The 17,348-nt window shown below is 59.7% G+C and carries 24 protein-coding genes and 1 pseudogene; 2 read left to right on the top strand and 23 right to left on the bottom strand.

The features are described 5' to 3' along the window. Nucleotides 1-63: 63 nt before the first annotated feature. Nucleotides 64-228, top strand: coding sequence for a hypothetical protein (locus APH41_RS28840; protein ID WP_156359058.1), 165 nt, complete (start codon nt 64-66; stop codon nt 226-228). Nucleotides 229-260: 32 nt separating this feature from the next. Here the strand turns inward: APH41_RS28840 and APH41_RS15125 are convergent, their stop codons facing one another. The 13 genes from APH41_RS15125 to APH41_RS15070 all read right to left on the bottom strand — a co-directional run bounded on the left by APH41_RS15125 (nt 261) and on the right by APH41_RS15070 (nt 12,575). Continuing rightward, on the bottom strand, nt 261-1,532 hold the full coding sequence (locus APH41_RS15125) for a phage late control D family protein (RefSeq protein ID WP_054919902.1): 1,272 nt from the start codon (nt 1,530-1,532) through the stop codon (nt 261-263). Continuing rightward, the gene (locus tag APH41_RS15120) at nt 1,529-1,969 is read right to left on the bottom strand and encodes a phage tail protein (protein ID WP_054919900.1); all 441 of its coding nucleotides are present in this window, start codon (nt 1,967-1,969) and stop codon (nt 1,529-1,531) included. Before APH41_RS15120 ends, APH41_RS15125 begins: the two co-directional genes overlap by 4 nt. 5 nt (nt 1,970-1,974) lie before the next feature. Further along, complete coding sequence (locus APH41_RS15115; protein WP_054919898.1) at nt 1,975-5,412, bottom strand: phage tail tape measure protein; 3,438 nt, start codon at nt 5,410-5,412, stop codon at nt 1,975-1,977. Further along, nucleotides 5,402-5,521 carry a GpE family phage tail protein gene (locus tag APH41_RS28185; protein WP_082430453.1) on the bottom strand — a complete coding sequence of 40 codons (120 nt, stop codon included), beginning with the start codon at nt 5,519-5,521 and terminating at the stop codon, nt 5,402-5,404. Before APH41_RS28185 ends, APH41_RS15115 begins: the two co-directional genes overlap by 11 nt. 8 nt (nt 5,522-5,529) lie before the next feature. Then, the gene (locus APH41_RS15110) at nt 5,530-5,865 is read right to left on the bottom strand and encodes a phage tail assembly protein (RefSeq protein WP_054919896.1); all 336 of its coding nucleotides are present in this window, start codon (nt 5,863-5,865) and stop codon (nt 5,530-5,532) included. A 48-nt stretch (nt 5,866-5,913) separates the two neighbouring features. Continuing rightward, nucleotides 5,914-6,429, bottom strand: a complete 516-nt coding sequence (locus tag APH41_RS15105; protein WP_014717552.1) for a phage major tail tube protein — start codon at nt 6,427-6,429, stop codon at nt 5,914-5,916. Nucleotides 6,430-6,486: 57 nt separating this feature from the next. Beyond that, a complete protein-coding gene (locus tag APH41_RS15100) occupies nt 6,487-7,656 on the bottom strand; it encodes a phage tail sheath protein (RefSeq protein WP_054919893.1) in 1,170 nt (389 codons plus the stop codon). Nucleotides 7,657-7,760: 104 nt separating this feature from the next. Further along, nucleotides 7,761-8,105, bottom strand: a complete 345-nt coding sequence (locus APH41_RS15095; protein ID WP_256220329.1) for a phage tail assembly chaperone — start codon at nt 8,103-8,105, stop codon at nt 7,761-7,763. Nucleotides 8,106-8,160: 55 nt separating this feature from the next. After that, complete coding sequence (locus APH41_RS15090) at nt 8,161-10,050, bottom strand: phage tail protein (RefSeq protein WP_054919891.1); 1,890 nt, start codon at nt 10,048-10,050, stop codon at nt 8,161-8,163. Next, a complete protein-coding gene (locus tag APH41_RS15085) occupies nt 10,047-10,748 on the bottom strand; it encodes a phage tail protein I (protein ID WP_054919889.1) in 702 nt (233 codons plus the stop codon). The genes APH41_RS15090 and APH41_RS15085 overlap by 4 nt, the downstream gene beginning before the upstream one ends. After that, nucleotides 10,748-11,659, bottom strand: coding sequence for a baseplate assembly protein (locus APH41_RS15080; RefSeq protein WP_054919886.1), 912 nt, complete (start codon nt 11,657-11,659; stop codon nt 10,748-10,750). Before APH41_RS15080 ends, APH41_RS15085 begins: the two co-directional genes overlap by 1 nt. Continuing rightward, on the bottom strand, nt 11,656-12,000 hold the full coding sequence (locus APH41_RS15075; RefSeq protein ID WP_054919883.1) for a GPW/gp25 family protein: 345 nt from the start codon (nt 11,998-12,000) through the stop codon (nt 11,656-11,658). Before APH41_RS15075 ends, APH41_RS15080 begins: the two co-directional genes overlap by 4 nt. Continuing rightward, the gene (locus APH41_RS15070) at nt 11,997-12,575 is read right to left on the bottom strand and encodes a phage baseplate assembly protein V (RefSeq protein WP_054919881.1); all 579 of its coding nucleotides are present in this window, start codon (nt 12,573-12,575) and stop codon (nt 11,997-11,999) included. The genes APH41_RS15075 and APH41_RS15070 overlap by 4 nt, the downstream gene beginning before the upstream one ends. A 146-nt stretch (nt 12,576-12,721) precedes the next feature. Here APH41_RS15070 and APH41_RS15065 point away from each other — a divergent pair, with 146 nt between their 5' ends. Continuing rightward, nucleotides 12,722-13,417 (top strand): hypothetical protein, encoded by a 696-nt coding sequence (locus tag APH41_RS15065; protein WP_054919878.1) that lies wholly within the window; start codon nt 12,722-12,724, stop codon nt 13,415-13,417. A gap of 19 nt (nt 13,418-13,436) precedes the next feature. On the opposite strand, the gene APH41_RS15060 is transcribed toward APH41_RS15065, so the two are convergent. The 10 genes and pseudogenes from APH41_RS15060 to APH41_RS15020 all read right to left on the bottom strand — a co-directional run bounded on the left by APH41_RS15060 (nt 13,437) and on the right by APH41_RS15020 (nt 17,280). Further along, complete coding sequence (locus APH41_RS15060; RefSeq protein ID WP_054919876.1) at nt 13,437-13,895, bottom strand: phage virion morphogenesis protein; 459 nt, start codon at nt 13,893-13,895, stop codon at nt 13,437-13,439. Next, nucleotides 13,885-14,367, bottom strand: coding sequence for a phage tail protein (locus APH41_RS15055; RefSeq protein WP_054919873.1), 483 nt, complete (start codon nt 14,365-14,367; stop codon nt 13,885-13,887). The genes APH41_RS15060 and APH41_RS15055 overlap by 11 nt, the downstream gene beginning before the upstream one ends. Beyond that, a pseudogene (lysC, locus tag APH41_RS29190) lies at nt 14,364-14,549 on the bottom strand (Rz1-like lysis system protein LysC); the annotation flags it as partial. The gene APH41_RS15055 and the pseudogene lysC, both read right to left, overlap by 4 nt. After that, on the bottom strand, nt 14,464-14,907 hold the full coding sequence (lysB, locus tag APH41_RS29410; protein WP_054919872.1) for an Rz-like lysis system protein LysB: 444 nt from the start codon (nt 14,905-14,907) through the stop codon (nt 14,464-14,466). The gene lysB and the pseudogene lysC, both read right to left, overlap by 86 nt. Continuing rightward, complete coding sequence (locus APH41_RS15045) at nt 14,904-15,107, bottom strand: hypothetical protein (RefSeq protein ID WP_054919869.1); 204 nt, start codon at nt 15,105-15,107, stop codon at nt 14,904-14,906. Before APH41_RS15045 ends, lysB begins: the two co-directional genes overlap by 4 nt. Further along, on the bottom strand, nt 15,104-15,949 hold the full coding sequence (locus APH41_RS15040) for an N-acetylmuramidase family protein (protein ID WP_054919867.1): 846 nt from the start codon (nt 15,947-15,949) through the stop codon (nt 15,104-15,106). The genes APH41_RS15045 and APH41_RS15040 overlap by 4 nt, the downstream gene beginning before the upstream one ends. Continuing rightward, a complete protein-coding gene (locus tag APH41_RS15035) occupies nt 15,946-16,224 on the bottom strand; it encodes a phage holin family protein (protein WP_014717567.1) in 279 nt (92 codons plus the stop codon). Before APH41_RS15035 ends, APH41_RS15040 begins: the two co-directional genes overlap by 4 nt. Before the next feature lies 1 nt (nt 16,225). Next, nucleotides 16,226-16,579 carry a putative holin gene (locus tag APH41_RS15030; protein ID WP_054919865.1) on the bottom strand — a complete coding sequence of 118 codons (354 nt, stop codon included), beginning with the start codon at nt 16,577-16,579 and terminating at the stop codon, nt 16,226-16,228. A gap of 27 nt (nt 16,580-16,606) precedes the next feature. Then, the gene (locus APH41_RS15025; RefSeq protein ID WP_044483089.1) at nt 16,607-16,819 is read right to left on the bottom strand and encodes a tail protein X; all 213 of its coding nucleotides are present in this window, start codon (nt 16,817-16,819) and stop codon (nt 16,607-16,609) included. Next, entirely contained in the window at nt 16,819-17,280 is a 462-nt protein-coding gene (locus APH41_RS15020; RefSeq protein ID WP_054919862.1) for a head completion/stabilization protein, read from the bottom strand. Before APH41_RS15020 ends, APH41_RS15025 begins: the two co-directional genes overlap by 1 nt. Nucleotides 17,281-17,348: the final 68 nt, after the last annotated feature.

Here is a 17,348-nt window from a genome sequence, read left to right as displayed (position 1 = left end):
GGGGGACTTTACCGGTGCTATGTAGGCACCGAGTCCTCCGTTAAGTGTGAAAGGAGTATTCGCATGATGGAGAACAGCGGTGTATTGGAAAAGCAAGTGTCAGTCGTAGATGCGAACGGCCTTAGCGAACGGGAGGTGATGTTGCTGGCGATGTTCAGAGCGATCAGTCATCAACGGCAGAAAGATGTGCTGCGGCTGTTGGAGGTATTCGCCCAAGCACCTGAATAACTAGCTAGCGGGCCCCGGACAAGTTCCGGGGTTTATACACGCTCATCGGCTTGAGCTTTTTTCCATTCCCGATCTACCGCTCGTTTGGCTGTCTTTTCGCTCGCATACAGCCAACGCAACCGCCTCGGCTTCGTCTGATCCCCCGCTGTAACCGTCTTTTCCTTCCCGGTTTTCTGGTCGCGGTAGTAAGCGATTATCCCCGTGTAATCACCCTTATTCTCTTCTGCCAGATCTTCCACGTTGTCCTCCGGCAACTTGCTCTCCAGCTCCAAGCTGACGGTATAGCCGCCATCCGGGCTCAGGTTGTGCTGCACGTTGCCGCCGTACCAGATGATCTCGTCGATTTCTGCTTTAACGCCCTGGAGCGTATAGGTCAGTTCGGGGATCAGATCCGGCCGGCCCATCGCGAGCGTGTAGCTGAGCGTGGCACTGCCGCGTTGCAGGCGTCGAAACTCGGCCCTTGCAGCCCTCAGCGCTGACTGCTGGTCGCTGTAGGTATGACGCAGGTCTTTGAGGTTGTCGCCGCCGCCGGCAATCGCCTCCTGTTTCCTGGCGCTGTGCACGTCGTAGAAATACGCGCGCACGCCGTCGTAGCTGTCGCGATCCGCCTGCAGGTAGCGGTGTTGATCGCCGTCGGCGCGTGTGAGGGTAATGTGGGGCAGGGGAAGCCCACTGGCGGTCTTGCCGCCGCCTGCAGGGATGCACAGCAAACACCCTGCCTTCACGCTGGCCACCGCATCGAATTCTTCGCCCAGGCGCGTGATCAGGTTGGCGTCCGATTCGTTGGCCTGGTCAAGCTGTAGGATCGGCAACGCCCCGAGCGCGCCGGCCACGGTCGAGGTGAGGTTGTTTCCCATGGCGATATCGCCGATGACTTTGCCCAGCGTGGTGTTGCTCCAGCTCCGCTCGCGCTTGGTCTTCAGCCCTTTGCGCAGGTCTGCTGATCGAGCGCGGATGCTGAGCACATCTGGCGCGCCGCTGTGCTCTGTCTCGTCGACGGTGTAGGTGCCCTTGTCCACCAGGCCGGTGTCGCTCCAGCCCAACCACAAGCGAAGTACTGCGCCCTTTGGCGGTATCGACAGCATGCCGTCATGGTCGCTCAATGTGATCGTGAGCTGGTCGGCCTCGACGCCACGGTTGTCGGTTAGATCCAGGTTCATCAGCCGCGGGCTCACCTTCATGGCGATATCGTTGCCGTCCACCGTGAGACGGAAGGCCGGAACAGGATAGGCGGCATCCCGGACGAAGCGTTCCGCCGTATCCACGAGGTAACCGGTGACTTTGGACAGCGCGGCCTCTATCACAGCAGCCCCCGCAGAATATTGAGCCCGGTGCTGGTAGCTGCGCCGAGCAGGTCGATGCGGTCGTCATCGGTACGCTTGAGCGTAAGGGTGAACTCGATGCGCTGTGGCGTGCCGTCTCTGAAGAACACGGTTTTGGTCTCGCTCAGGCTCTCGATCACCCACAACCCGTAAATCCGGCCGGTGCCCTCGACCATCGGCCAGGCCTTGCCGGTGTTCGCCATCAACCGCAAGGCGTCCAGGCTGAGCACGCTGCCGGCCAGCTCGGGCAGGATGATGCCGGGGAGGGTAATGGTGTCGTCACCACGGCCGACAAATTGCAGCGCGGGCGGTGCACCGACGCGGCTGTTGCTGGCATGGCGCCAATTGGTTTGGCGCTGCAGTTCCTGGTAAGCGAGGGTCGATAGGCTGAACACGAACATGCCGAGGCTGAGCATCATGGTGATTAATCCCGGTCCGATAACTTGCTGCGCTGACGGGCGCGTTTCTCGTTTTCAATCTTGTTGAGCATGCCGCGCAGGCTTTTCTCCATGGCTTGCATGTCCATGCCAGGCGCAGCAGCGATAGTGATTTGGTAGGTGTCGTGACTGTCGTAAACCGTCGAAGTGCCCGCGCTGCTGATCGGTGGGCGATCATCGACAGCCAGCGCCGGCATGGCTGTTGCGCTTAGCGCCAGAGTGCCGGCGGCGGTCAGTTGTTTGCTCATGCTCGACAAGGCGTTGAGCGGCCCTTTCTGTCCACCCTCCAGGCCTTTTGTCAGCCCTTCCATGGTGAAGCCGCCCAGTTCCGCAAACACGCGGGACGGGCTGTGGATGCCTAGTTTTTCCTTGAACCAACCGATGCTGGAGTCACCGATGGAGCTGATAGCGCCCTTCACAGCGCCGAGCCCTGCGGTCAGGCCATTGACCAGACCGTTGACGATCATGCCGCCGAACTCGGTGAATTTCCCCGGCAGCTCTACGCCGAAGTAATTCATCACCCCGGCGAACGCCTGGTAGAACAAGCCAAGCGGACTAAAGTTGGTGATCAATTGCAGGATGCCGGCGAGGCCCTGGTCAAAGCTGGCTTTGATGGTGGTCCACACGTTGACTGCGCCGGTTGCGATAGAGCCGATGCTCTGCAGCAGGGTCATGAGCATGTTGCCAATGGCCGCGCCAAATCGCTGGCCCATCGACTGTGCTGCACCGCCGACGTCTTCGACCGGTTTCAGCAGGTCAGTGAACCAACCGATCACTCCACTGATGCCGGAGGAGATCATGCTGAACAACGGGCGGACAATGCTGCCAAGCAGGCGCAACGCGAAACCGATAATCGGGATGGAGTAGGCGGCTTTCGCCAGGCTGATCAGCAGCCCGCCGAACTTACCAAACCCGGCAAGGACCGGCTGCAGGGCTTCAGTGAGTCCCTGCCAGAAGCCGAGGAAGAATCCTTTAATCGGTTTCCAGTATTTGTAAATCAGCGCTGCAATGGCGACCAGGCCCGCGACAGCGGCGATCAGCCACCCGACCGGTGTAGCAAGTATGGCTGCGCCTACCGCGCTAATTGCGCCGCTGAGCATTGGCAATACGCTGATCGCAGCAATCCGCGCGGAGCTGACTAGCGTAGGGATAACGCTCATCATGCCGCCAGCGGCACGACTGGCTGTGACTGTCTTCCAGATTCGGCCCATCCGGCCGACCTCGGTACCGGCGCCTGTGGCAGCAATACGGGTACCGATCAACTGAGCTTTGATGCTGCCCAAGCGAATGCCAAACAACGCCATGCCATACCGCAGTACTGCGAAGGGGCCGAGCATGCTTGCCATGGTCAACGCCAACGTACCGAACACCAGAGCCGCCGCTGCTACGGCGGCGACGACTTTAACCAAGCCCCCGGCCAGCTTCGGATTTTCCCGTGCCCAGGTGCCAATCCTGTTTGCGATTTCACCGGCTGTATTGATCAGGTCTTTCAAGTCGGGGGCAACTGCTGCACCGAATTCAGCCATGGCGTTGGTGAAGCTACCCTCAGCGGCTTCCATGACGTTGGTGAGGGTGCCGAGCTGTTCGTTGACGCGGGTACGCAGATCGGCCTGGACTCTCAGCTTTTCTTGAATTTCCTGATAGCCGGCCAGCCCCTTGTTCATCATGGTGTTCAAGGTGGTCATTGTTTCAGCGTCGTCGCCAAAGAGCTTACTGATGACGGCTGTACGATCGGTATCGTTCAGAACCTTTAGCTTTTCGACTTGCGCGTACAGGTTCTCCAGTCCAGCAAAGTTGCCTTTGTCATCCGTGAATTTGAGAGAGACGCCCTTATTTGCGCCTGCTGCGATGCTGTTGGCTTTATCGACTTTGTCTTGATTCAAACCTGCCTGAAAAATTTTACGAAAAGCGTTACCCGCTGAGCTGCCGTCCATGCTGGCCTGGTCCATCATGATGAGCAGTGGTGCGAGTTCTTTAGCCGCGTCAATGCCCGACTTCTTGATGACATCCATGACAGGTGAGATTTTGCTGAAGCCTTGAATCATGTTGCTTGGTTCCATACCGGCATAGAAACCGCGCTGGATGGTGTCCATGAGCCCCATCATGTCTTTTTCAGTAGTTCGCGTGGCGTCCTGCATTTTGGCGGCAAACTCAGCCGCCTCAGTGGCTTCCATTTTCATTTGCACACCGAGATATGCTGCTGCCTCCCCGGTGCCGCCCAGGATGCTCTTGGCACTGATGCCCTGCCGTCGAAGCATCGTCATCATGTTCTGGAAGTCGGCCGTGGTACCTGGCAGCCGGTCGCCAAGCTTGGTGGCCAAGTCCGTGATCTTCTGGAAGTCGGCGGAAACCTTACCGGTGTCGTCCATCATCGACACCTTGAGCTGCGTGGCAGAGTCCTCATTCGGGGCAAAGGCTTTGATTGCCGACACGACTGGGCGGCTGGCGGCGTAGCCCGCGCCAAGCCCGGCGGCACCAGAAACAGCAATACTGCCGGCCAAACTCTGAGTTTTATCGTAGGTGGCTCGGGCCTTAGCCAGGCTGTCCTGCTTGCGCTTCAACGCATCCAGGTGGTCCATCTGCAATTTCATGGCCTGGGTGGCGGTGTCGATATCGCGCTTGAGCTTCAACTCGTGTGCGCCCAGGGCATTGGTGCTGATGCCGGCGTTTTTAAGCTGCACGCCGAGGTTGCCGAGTTTTACTTGCTGCTGGCCGTACTGCTCGCCCAAGCGTTTCGACTCGGCGGTGTGCTGTTTTAGCAGCGCGAGCTGGTCCTTGAACGGGGTTTCCAGGCGGCGGATCTCGTCGCGCAGACTGGCATGGCCCGCACGACTGGTGCGCAACTGGGCGTTGTTCAGGGTGAACCGGTCAGCCAGGGTCTTTTCCTTGGCTGCGAGCTGGTCCAGCTGCGTTTTGCGCTCCCGCTGGGCGGCTGTGAGGCGCGTGTATTCGTCGTGCTGCGCTCGGGTCAGGGCATTGCCCTTTTGCATTACGGCGTTGAGCGCGACGATCTGGCTGGCCGATTGGCGGTGTTCGTCGCTCATCAAGCCCAGGGCATTGCGTGTCCCGGTGAGTTCGCGCTTGAGGTCGGTCTGGCTGGTTTTGAGCGCGTCAACCTTCTGTCGGGATTTGTCGAACAGCGCCTGGGTCGGCGCGAGCTGCTGCCGGACTTTGGCCGTCTCGCGGGCGAGTTCGCCTACCTTGGTGTTGTTGGCGGCGAGCGCCTCGGATGTCGCGCGGGTTGCCGCCTGCAGTTCGCGCCAGGCGCCGACGTCGCGTTGCTGGGTGTTGAGTTCTTTCAGGCGGTCACGGGCGGCTTTGAGAGCACGGGCGGTTTCCTTACTACCGCCCGTGATTTTGTTCAGGGGACCTGTGGCCTTATCAATGGCGCTGAGCAGCACCTGAAGTCTCAGATCATTCCCCATCGTTGGAACTCCGCACCCTGGCGCGCTCGCGCCAGTCCATCAGGTCTTGCAGGCCCAACTGATCCATATCAGCCGGTGCCCAGTGAAAAACCACGGCCAGATCGGCCATGGCGTCCTCTACGCGACGAGGGATGCATCCGTCATCGCCGACTTCTGCAACAAAAAACCAGAGATTTTGCTGCTCAAGGCCAGCAGGTCGGCCGGGTCCATGCCGGCGACTTCCACGGCGGTGATGCTCGGCGAGCTGATGCGGGGCAGAACCTTGATGAGACTGCCGACGTCCATTTGCAGCAGCTCCACCAGGCTCACGCCGCGCAACTCGCCGGAGTTCGGCTTGCGCAGGGTGATGCTGTCAATGCTGGTGGTGCCGCGACGGATTGGCGTGTCGAGGTCGACGGTGTTGTTGTCGGCCAGTTGCTGCACGTCGGGCTGTTCGGTGGTTTCGTTCTTCATGGGAGTTGCTCCTGGTGATTAAAGGGTGAGGCTCGATTGAGGGGTGGGTCAGATGCCCATGGCGGTGCGGTGTTTCTCCAGCATGTCCACGCCGTTGACCTTCTCGACGAAGTTGAGCAGGTCGATTTCGATGATTTCTTCGCCGTCCACGGTCAGCTTGTAGTAGCTGCAGGTGGTGGTCATGGAGTGCTCGGTGTCCTCACCGGGCTGGGCGTCACCCATCTCGATGGTTTCGTGGCGGCCACGGACGACCACTTCCACGTTGCTGACTTCGTTGGTGTCGTCTTGCTGGTAAGGGCCAGAGAAGCGCAGGGCTACGCTGTTAGCACTGACGGCGCCGAACTGGCGCAGAGAGATCAGATCGAGGCCGCCGGTCTTCCATTCGAACTGGATGCCGTCGTCGGACATGCCCAGGTCAGCTTTGACCGGGCCATTCATGCCACCGCCGCGATAGGCTTCCATCTTGCGGCCGAGGGAGGGCAGGGTGAGGGACTTCACCAAGCCGAGGTAGCTGTTGCCGTCATTGAACAGGTTGAGGTTTTTAAGCTTGCGTGGCATTGCCATGGCGGTGTTCTCCGGGATACGGGGTCAGGGTGAACTCCCCTCGCGGGGAGGCCCGGTTTAGCTGTTGATGCCCTTGGCGAAGTCGATCAGGTAACGGTCGGTGATTCGCTGGCGGAAGGTGAGGTCTTCAAGCGGTGGCACGGGGGTGTAGTCGTAATCAACCCAGAGCTTGCCGGCCTTGAGGGTGTCCTTGGTGTTGACGTCGTCGGGATACCAGCAGCTGCCGCCGATCAAGTAGCCCTGGGACTTCAGCTCGCGCATCTTGGCGTTCACGCCTTCGACCAGGTCGCGTACCAGAGAGGCGTGCATAGGCCTGTCGATAGCCCACATGTGCGCTTCGCCCATGGTGTCGGCGATGATTTGTGCGGTGCGGGTGTAGTTTTCGAAGGCGAACAGCGGGTCATCGCTGCAGGTGCGACTACCCCAGAAGCGGAAGCCGTTGGCGTTGATCAGGGTGGTGACGTCGTTGCTGTTCAGGTAGTTGGCGTCCGTGGCCGGGTTTTGTAGATCCCAGAACACGTCGGCGCTGATACCGGTCACGCCGCTGACGGCCACGTTGGACAGGGTTTTATGCCAGCCCGTCTCCTGATCGATCTTGGCGCGCAGGCCAAGCGCACGGGCCACAGCTGAGGCGGTGGTGGTCTTGTTGGCGATGGTGTCCCAGTTCTGGAAGTCGGGCCAAATCACCATCATTTCGCGGGCGCCGAAGTTCGCGCGGTAAGCGACCACCTCTTCCTTGGTTTTGCAGCCCCAGGCGCTGACGTAGGCGAACGCGCGAAGGTCTTTGGCAATGGCACCGAGGGCGGTGGCCACCGGTAAACTGTCCAGGCCAGGCACGCCGAGAATGCGCGGTGCCATGCCCACGCGGGACTTGGCGGCGAGCAGAGCTTTCATGCCGGTATACTGGCCGGTCGGGGTAGTGCCGCCGATCAGGGCGCTGGTGGTGGCCGCTTCGTCGGCGCCTTCCTTGACCCGCACCACGATGACGTAGGGCTTTGTCTGGTCGGCGATGCCTTGCAGGCTCGCGGCCAGGGTGCCCTTCACGCCGGCTTTACCGACGGCGGTCTGCACGTTGGTGAGCAGGACGGGCGTGTCCAGAGGGAAAACGAGTGGGTCCGCATCTTCAGCCGTGCAAACCATGCCGATAACTGCGGTGGGAATAGTGCGAATGGGGCGGGTGCCGTCGTTGAGTTCGATGACCCGCACGCCGTGGAGATAATCGGCCATGGGTTATGCCTGCGCTGTGATGGAATGACAGTGCAGAGGTTGCCGCGCGCGCGCCGGCTGGGCGAGCGCGGCACCTTGTAGGGGCCGCGTTTACAGGGGGAGTTTTATTGAACCTGGTCCTTGATCCAGTCTGGCGGTACTGGGCGCTTGCTGGCATCAGGAAAGCTGACAGATTGGGGCCAGTCGCGCAGTTGCTGCATGTAGGTCAGCAGTTCGCTGTATTGGTCGGCACTGATCGTTGTGTCTGAACCCAGCTCGGCCTGATCCCGGTGGCGTTCACGCAGCCACGCGACACCTTGAAGTTCCAGGTCTCGCCATCGCCGCTCTTCATTGGCCGCTTCTTCAACGGTCGACTTGGGCAATGTTTGCCCACCATCGGCTACCCACTCCAAGTACGCCACCCAGTCCTTGTTGCCCATATCTTCCGGGATGAACACATGGTCACTCATTCGACGGACGCCGGCTGGGGTGAATCTGTACACGGTTGCATTCATAGTCGTCACCTCAAAGTTCCGCGTCGGCGGTCCACTCGATTTGTAGGGTATAGCCAGGGATAGACCCTGCCGGTGGTAGGCATGAAAGCGAAAAGCCTGTCGACCACAAGCTTTGGATATTCGTCAGAGTGCAGGGTTTTACGGCCGACTGTGCCCAGATCTCCGACGAGCTTTCACCAGGTGAAAACAGCTTCAGCGTAGGAACAACGCGCTTCACTTCTCGGAAGTCCATACGCAGGGCTGACTGCGAGGCCTGTGCTGCTGCGGATTGCGTGAAGGTGGCAATACAGGTCCCCGGGCCGTTGTTGGATTTCAACGGGTGATCCTGCAGGAAAGACTTTTCGAAGTAGCGCAGGCATGCGCGGTACTCCTCCTGATGCGTCCTGTAATCGTAAGGCGTCGCCACGCTGCCGGACTCGATCTGGACGTTGGTAATGTCCGTGTAGTAGGCACCGGTTCCTCCGCTGGCCAAGATAACTTCCAGGAAGTCGTTCGCGACGCCCTTGTTCTTGTTCACAACGCCGCCCAGGTCGAGGGTAACGACGTATTTTTTGTATACCGTCGTCAACTCCACCGATGTGCCGACATCGACGTTCGGCTCGGTTGAGTTGACCCCGAAGTTCTGGCGAAGAATCACCGCACACGTATGTGGAACGCTGGTTTTCATATAAAACGAGACGGTGACCTTCCCGCCGGCCAATGTTTCGACGTTCTCGATGCGCTGACTGAGATTCCAGCCATTGCCTTCACCTTGCCGCGAGAGTCTCAGGGCAAACTTTGCTTCGTTGATATTGGCGTCCTGCTCGAGCGGCAGTTGGCTCCAATTACAGGTGGCGTTCTTTGGACTGTAAATCATCCAGCGGTCCGGGCCGAACAAGCTTTCGGGATCACCGTTGGCTTTTCCAACGACGCCTGACTTGCCTCGCTGCCAAATCTGGAACGCGCCATTGATCAGCCGGTTCTTGCGGAAGACGTGCACCGGGTACTGCTGGAGCGCGCTCTCGATTTGGTTTCGCACTGCCTCGGTGTTGGTTACCCGTTTAGAGCGGTCATTAACCGGCGGAGTTGGCGCGTTCTGCCCTCCTGCCCACTGGAACGTTAGAGGCGTCGTGCCCAGGACGATGGGCGCGTCAGTGACCAGGTGCCAGAGCGTGTCGCCATTTGCTGCGCCGCGCTCAACGTGAACCAACAAACCAGGTGTCACCTCCGCGCCGATATCGGCATCCGCTGTACGGGTCCAGATTTCGGCGGTGGTGAGGTACAAGCCATTGTCTTTGCCCTGGGCCTGGTCCTTCACCAGTACCCGCGAACCTACCGGGACTGCCACGCCGTCAATGGTTTGCGCACCGGCCAGGACTACTGGGCCAGTGGTCGCTACCAGCACCGACTGCTTCACATCCTGCTGATTGATGGCGTCAGTGATGGAGTCCGTCACGAACTTGCGTGTGGCAAGCACCACCGCCGGATCGATCATCAGCACCACATTCGCCGCGCTGGATACGATGAAATTCATACGTATCACCTGCGTCCGACCGGAGCCTTGGGACATCAGGGATTTGTAGGTAGGCGCGCAGTTCGCCACGGCGACCAGGTCGCCGTCAGCGTCGTAGAGTCCGATTTCATTGATCCACCAACCGCCTTCTTCTGCCGGGATGATCTGTTCAGCGATCAGAATATTTTTGTTGGCCGGGTCAATCATCAGCCTGTTCAGCGGCCGGCGGCGACGCTCGTTGATCAGCTTTTTTTGATTGCGGTCGGGTATTGGGCTGGTTTCGTTTGCGTCACCGACACCCATTTCGGTGAGTTTCCAGGGGATGCCGAGCGCGTCCGCATTGGCCTGCTTGGCTTCACCGATAACGGTGAGGATCGCAAAAAACTGAGCGTTGAATGGATCGATCATGGGTAGATATCCAGTGTGTCGATGGAATGTTCACGACCCGCGACGCCGATGTAGCACGCAAGGCCAATAGCGCCTGGTATCGGCGGATAGATGTCGAGGGTGTCGATGGTGTGTTCGCGCCCAGGTGCGCCGATAACGCCCGTGGTGACGATGTCGCGAAAGACTGGGGGGTAGATGTCGATCTCATCGCCGTCGTAGGTACTGGCGAAAATGTTCATGCCCCCGGTTGTTTCGAGGCTGATGGCCAGGCCGGTCAGATGACGGGTGAGTGGCTTGGCGTCGTCGATCAGCCAAGTCAATTCCAGGTACATCTCTTCGGTGATTCCGGTTTCCAACACGCCGACCTTCAAGGCGAAAGTGCCGGGTACGCCTTCTGGAGTGGTTTGCCACCACTCCAGGACTTCAATCAAGTAACCGAGCGGTTCCACGACGCGACGCAGAGCGCCGATGGTGCCTTTGCGCGAATGGATGTAGTGGGATGAACGGATCGCCGCGCGTTTCGCGGCTTCAGTCCATCTGCTGTCCCAACGGTCAACAGAGAAAGCCCAAGCCAAATAGGGCAGCAGGTCGACGGGGCAGGTGTTCGGATTGCAGAGCTGTCGCAAAGGGATAGGTACACGCTGGATCTGTGCGAGCGCCTGAGCCGCCTGACGCTCAAGCGACGTCGCGTTTCCCGGTAACAGCTGCTGCACGCCCATTACTCAATGCCTCGGCTCAATGTGATGCCGGTGCAGTAGGGGGCTTGAGCTTTGGTCGCGACAATATCTACCCAGCCCTCCAGCTCGACTTTGCGCACGCCTTCGACGTGGAGAGCGGCGTGTAAGGCCGACTCCGAGACCTCCATGCCCAAGCGGCGCCGTTGATGAACGTAGGCCAGCAGGCGCTGGTGTGCGGCAGCCAGGATAGGTTCCGACTCTGGACCGCTCGACAGCAAATAGAGCTTGGCCTTGACCTGGTAATTCAGGATCTGCGCGCCCTGGACGGTGAGACGGTCAGCCACCGGCCGGCGGTCATCGTCGCTCAGGTAAGCGTTGACGACGGCAAGCAGCTCGGGGGGCGCTGTGCCATCGCCCAGCAATGACTGAACCGTGACCACGGCGACGGCAGGCGAGGGGCTTTCGGCTGTGGCGTCGGCTACGCGACCGTCCGCTGCTCTGGCGTGGAAGATGTAGCTGTTGCGCGGGCCGGCAGTGCTCAACCCTTCCCAAGCCATCTGCGCACGTTCGCGCAGGCTGTCGTCGCTCTCCATCAACGTAGGGATAGGCGGCACGGCATTGGCTTTGCCTTGCTGAATCACGAGGCGCTTGACGTTGAAGTTGCCGGCCAGCTGTTCCAGGTCAGTGCCACGCGCGGTGGCGAGCAGGTTGGCAAGCGATGCTTCGTTGACTCGCTGACGCCATACGGTCTCGCGGTAGGTGTTTTCCTGCAGCAGCTTGGTGAGCGGCTCCGACTCTATCTCCAAGCGTGCCGCTATCTGGGCCTGCTCGTCGGCCGGCCAGAGGCTGATCATGTACGCCTTTCGCTCGGCCAGGATCTGTTCGAAGTCGATCTGCTCGACGATCTGCGGCGGCGGCAGTTGGCTGAGGTCGATGGCAGCGAAACTGTTCATACACTGCCTCCCAGCTGCAGGGGCACGCTGAGGCTCAGCGGCTCATTGGTGTCCACCACAGTGCCCTCCAGATCAATCGAGGCCTGGCCCTGCATTTTCGCTCCCGCGAACTGCACGCGGCTCAGGCTGATGCGGGTTTCCCAGCGCATAAGCGCCATGACCGTGGCGGCGTAAACGCGCAGACGGTTGACGTCGTTGAAGGGGTGATCCACCAGCTCGGGCACCAGGCTGCCGTATTCGCGGCGCATTACACGCGTGCCAATGCGGGTGGTGAGAATGTCGGTGATTGCCTGACTGATGTGCTCGCGCTCGCTGATGGCGCCGCCGGTATGTCGGTTCATAATGGGATGGGCACTCCCGACTGGTCGCCGCCGGCCTTGACGCCGCCGTGCGGGTGTGTGACCAAGCTGACGCCTGCTGCAACCACGTCAATCGACACGTCAACCCGACCGGTGACGGTGTGATTGCCGGTTTGGTTGTAGTCGCCTTTGTGCGTGATGTCGCCGACCAGGTTGATGCCGCCGGTGCTGATCAAGTCGGTGGTGCCGCCGTCGGCCAACGTGGCGTTGAGGTGGTGGGCCACGCTGTCGTATTCGATCACCGTGCCGTCGGAGTAGGTACGACGGTGGAGGCCTGGGCGGTTGCCGTTGGCCGGGACGAGGTCACTGAATACGCCAGTCACGGCGATCCCGTTGGCGAGCTGGCCCGATGGGCTGAGCAGGATCACCTGTTCGCCGATAGTGGGCGGGTCCCATTCGCGGTCAGCTCCGGCGCGCAATGCGATCCAGGGAAGCCAGGCCGTGGTCAGCTTTCCGGTTGTTACTTGCACGCGCGGGGGCTCCATCTGCACGGCGGCGATAACGCCGAAGCGGATGAGGTTTTCGAGCAGGCGGGCGAGGGCGGCTAAGTCGTTCATGGCGCCGATGGTGGCGCCACGCGTGCGTGAGCGCAGCCGCGCTGGGTTGTAGTGATGCTTCTTACAAGTCGGCTATTTTCTCAACGAAGATAACGTATAGACCTATACTCGAAACCAATTGTTTATCTCACCCAAAAGGAGCAGGTATGACTGACGAGAAGAAAGGGAAAATTGCAAGGGCGAAAGATGCAGTTAAAAATCTACCGCTGGCAGATTATGCGGAAACGTTATTGGACTCATGTGTTGAAAGTGAAGTATTAAAGCAAATTCCTGTGATATCGACAGGGGTGGCGACTATAAAAACCTATCTGCAATTCAAAGAGGGCAAATTTAAAAAGAAGGTAGAGGCTTTTGTTGAGTCAGCTGGTAGCTTTTCAAGTGAAGATTGGGAGGCTTTTTCAGAGACTCTTGAAAAGGAAGGGAAGAAGAAGGAATTTATTAACGTTTTGCTTGATGTTCTTGAGAAGGCCGACTCAGAAGAAAAATCTAAAATTCTAGGTGGGATATTTCGGCGTTTAGTTAAAGAGGAAATTGGCTATCCGCAGTTTGATGATCAGGTTAGGTTTACGAATGATATGCAAACTATAAATATTCATATTTTTATGCATGGTTATCATAATGAGCATGTCCTTGAAAACTCGTTGGGTGATATTTTAGTCAGTCAAAGACTTGCAAAGCGTAAGATCGAGTTTGCTACAAAAACTATAAATATCGCAGCTCAAAAACAAGAGCAATACATAAAGGTTAGCTATGAGATTACTCCGATAGGTTTCGCCTACCTGGTTTCGCTGCATCAAGTCTATAAAGATAAAATTGATGCCGAACACTTATATGTCGGGTGAGCTTTTAGGAGCGTATCAGCTATGAGCTTAAATGATTTATCAGCGTGTCTCGGATCCAGTCAAGGTCTTCGTCCGTAAAGCCCAATACTTCACGTTGTTCGTAGCGAACTTCGGGCGCGCCGCGTTCCGCGCGGTCTTTCAATCCGAACTGGTGAACCCTGGCGATGCGGGAGATCCGCCCGGTGAAACCCACGGTCACGGCGTTGCTGTCGCCTCGGGCTTTCATATAAGTCGCGGTGCGCAGCTTTTTGAACATCTCAACCTTGCGCCGGATGCGGCCTTGCTTGCCGCGCAAGTCTCGCTTTTTCCGTGGCGCGAACTTGCTGCCATCCGGGTTTTGTTGTGTCAACACCCGCTTTTGCTGGCTGCGCCGCAGTTCCTGGCCGATGGAGCGGGCGAGTTGATTGCGGGCGGCTGGCTGAAGTTGCTCCAGCAGGCCGGACGCCCAGGTCTCCAGGGCTTCCAGCTTATTTGTCATCAGGCACTACCCATTCGCTGGCGTTGCCCTGGGAACCTGGCACCCAATTCGGATCGAGGTAACCCGCCACTCGCTGCGGCTCGCCGGCATGCTTCACGGTCGTGTTGCCTTGAGCATCCGTGCCTACCACCACCCGCTCTGTCAGGCGCAATGTGAGGCCGAGATCTACCTTGTCTTTATCAAGAATGTCGGCTTCGAACTGAATACCGGTTTGCATTTTTTCGTAGTTTTCGAGCAGCTCCGGTTGGTTGATGCTGATCCACCCCAGCACGGGCAGCATCACGCTGTCAGGGTGCCCCGCGAAGGCGGTAAAGATGATCTGCAGATCGTAGCTGTACTCAAAAGAAAGGGTTGCCGCAGCGGTGCAGCGGACCTTGCCGTTGTCGATGAAGATCAGCAACAGGTCGGGGTTGTGCTGCAGCTCGGCAACGGTGGCCAGCAGGTGAGCGCGGAGGCTCTCAGGTTTGTTCATGGGTTGGCCCGCTGGTGTTTGTAAACCATGTCGACCTGGGCGGCGCAATCGGCCCAGGCGGCTTCGGCGCGGTCTTCGTCGGTGAGTAGGTCGCCGTTATTGGCTGGGCTTGTCGCCGGCAGCTGGCACGGCACCACGGCCGGACAGCCAGTCACGGTAAGCTGCGGCGCCGGTGAGGGCGGGGCGCTCGCGCAGCCGGCGAGCAGCGTCAGGCAGAGGCTGAATAGCCCAGTTGCGTAGTTCGGCGTTTTCAAGTTTCAGTTCCTCTATGGTTCGTGCGCGCTTTGCCAGGGCCTGGCGCAGTTGATCCTGCTGGGCGCGCAGAGCTGACTGGTTTTCGCGCTCTTGCTTCAGGGTGGCGGTGAGCGTGGTGGCGGTCGCCAGATTGCGGTCGGCGTCTTCGCGGGCCGTCTTGGCTGCACTCTTTGCCAGGTCTGCTTGGCTTTGGGCGGTGTCAATGCGCTGTTGCTGGCCCCAGATCAGCAGCGCCAGGGCACCGAGCAGGGCAATGCCGTACAGGGCCTGGCGCAGGGGGCTCACGCGCGGTACCAGCCGAGTTTGTTCATGGCTGCGGCGTCGAGTTGCTTGATCGGGCCGCGTACGATCACGGCCCTGGCGTTGTTCATCAGCTGGATGCACTCGGCCAGGCGTACCATGTCGTCTTGTTCGGTCGATTCCGGGACCACCAGCAGATCCCCGTCCCGCACGCGGAGTTTCTTCACTGCATCGAAGTCAATCATGCCGCCACCCCTTGTCCGCACTCACAGCCAGCGTGCCGCTCGTAGGCGCGCTGCAGCTTGGTGTCGTAAAGATTCCGCAGGTAATCCGGCCCGTTGTAGAGCCGAGCAAACTCGGCCCATTTGCGGGCTTTCAGCGCCTTGTGCAGCACCGGGTCGGTTTCAATGAAGCGCGTGAAAGCGTCGAACTGCTGCGATTCGCCGACACTCATTGCTGCCACGAAGTCGTGTACGCTCGCGTAGCCAAGGCGCTCCCAGTGATATCCCATGATCTGGAAAGCGCCCCAGGATGAGGATTCAAGTGCGGCTGTGTCGTCGATCAGGCGGGCCATGGCCAGGCGTTGGTGCTCGGCGGTACCGCCGATATAACCACCGGCCTTCGGGTTGACCAGGGCGGGGTTGGTCGCGGCGAGTTCGTCGGCATGGCGCTTGATCTCTGCGGGGTCATCGCCCGTGTGTCGAACCTTGGCGAGCTGGCGGTACATAACGTGCCGTTCGAACAGGATGACCGGCTTGCCATTGTCAAGGAAGCCTTTGCCCTTGGACTCGACCTCGTTGACCGCGTAGATGCTTGCCAGCGGCACGTCCAGGCGTTCGGCTGCGACGACGAGGTCGCTGTTGCGAAGCAACTGGGCGCAGTCACCGCCGGCCAGGCTGGCCTGGGTCTTGGTTCCGGCAACGCCATCGGCTACCAGACCAACTTTCACCTGGTACGCACGGACGGCCGTCTCTGTAGCGTCACCATAGTGGCCGTCGGGCACCAGTTTGGTGCCGTGTCTGTTGAGGTTCTTTTGCAGGATAAGCACCGCCTGCGAGCGGTCGCCATGGCGAAGGGTGGTGGTCATGCGCTGGGCCTCAGCAGGGCGGCGACGTTGCCGCGTGAACGGAAAATCAGGGTGCAGAGCAATACGATGGAGACGGCTTGCCAGAGGCTGGTGGGCTGGCGGTACAGCAGAATTTCCAGACCGCAGATGCACAGCGCGGAGCCGAACAGGCTGGCGAGTAGTGAGATGCTGCGCCGGTACCGGGATGCGCCTCGGGTGTAGCAGGCCAACCGGAAGGCGCTCAGCAAGTAGGCGATTGCCGTGATCAGTTGCACGGCCAGTTCGATGTTTGGCATGTCAGCTGCCCCCTCGGATGCGACGCCAGATGTCCCAGATGTCCGCTTTTTCCACCCACACCATCAGCTTGATGCTGATCGGGATGACCACCAAGGCGCAGACAAATGCACCGCCGCCGCGGGTGATGAACGGGAGGGCTTGCAGGGCCATCGGCGCGAACAGATAGCCCACGCCGGCCGACAGAAACAGCGAGCCCAGCCGCTGCCAGACCTTGAGGTCATGCTTGGTGCTGGTCACCAGCCATGCGCCGAGGATTGCGCCAAACAGCGCCTCGCCGTCGATAATCGGCGTCACGGTTGCCAGGCCCAGGCCCATAAGCAGGCCGGTCACGGCGCTGGAAGTCGGATCAGCCATGGTGTGGGTTTCCTTGGTTGCAGGGGATCAGTCCCATAGGTTCACCATCTGCCGCTGGGGCGCGCTGGTCTGGGCTTCGGGCATGTTGACGGGGAGGCCGTGCGGCAAGATGGGGCCGTGATCAGCCAATCCGGGGTTCGCCTGTAGCACCGCTTCGGTGACGCCCGCGGTTCGGCCGTAATACCGCCAGCACAGCGCGTCGACGGTCTCGTTTTGATTGGCGCGGATGGTGACTGGCATCAGATCAGCTCCACAGTGGTGCGGTTTTTTTCGAGAAAATCACGGACTGCCCAGCGCAGGTCGCGGCGGTAGTCGTCGATGGTGGGTGCAGTCTCTTCGGCCTTGGCATTGCCGGAGTTGGTGGCGCTGTAGTCGCGGTAACGCTCGCACACCTCGGCACCGGTACCGGCTTCGATGGCACGACGATAGAGGTGGGCCTTTACCGATACGTCCTTGATCCGATCACCTGGGACGTCTGCCAGTGTGGCGTAGCCAGCCGCCTGTTGAGCAGTGCGCCAGTCACTCAGTTCGCGGTTGAGGTTGATGGCTGCGGCGATCACGGCGGTTTCCAGGCGGGCCGGGGTGACACTGGAGTCGATGCGCAGAGTGGCGCGCAGGTTGTCCAGATCAATCGACGGCCAGAACGGGTCGGTGTTTATGTGGCCGCTGGCGACGGTGCCGCTGGCAACAAATGCGCTCATGAGACTGCACTCGAAAATAGGTCGCCGGTGGTCGGGGCTTCACGTTCAGGAGGAGCGGCCTGGCCGAT

The sequence above is a fragment of the Pseudomonas sp. NBRC 111138 genome, from assembly GCF_001320835.1.
Classification (GTDB): Bacteria; Pseudomonadota; Gammaproteobacteria; order Pseudomonadales; family Pseudomonadaceae; genus Aquipseudomonas; species Aquipseudomonas paracarnis.
This window is presented reverse-complemented; position numbering and strand designations above follow the sequence as displayed.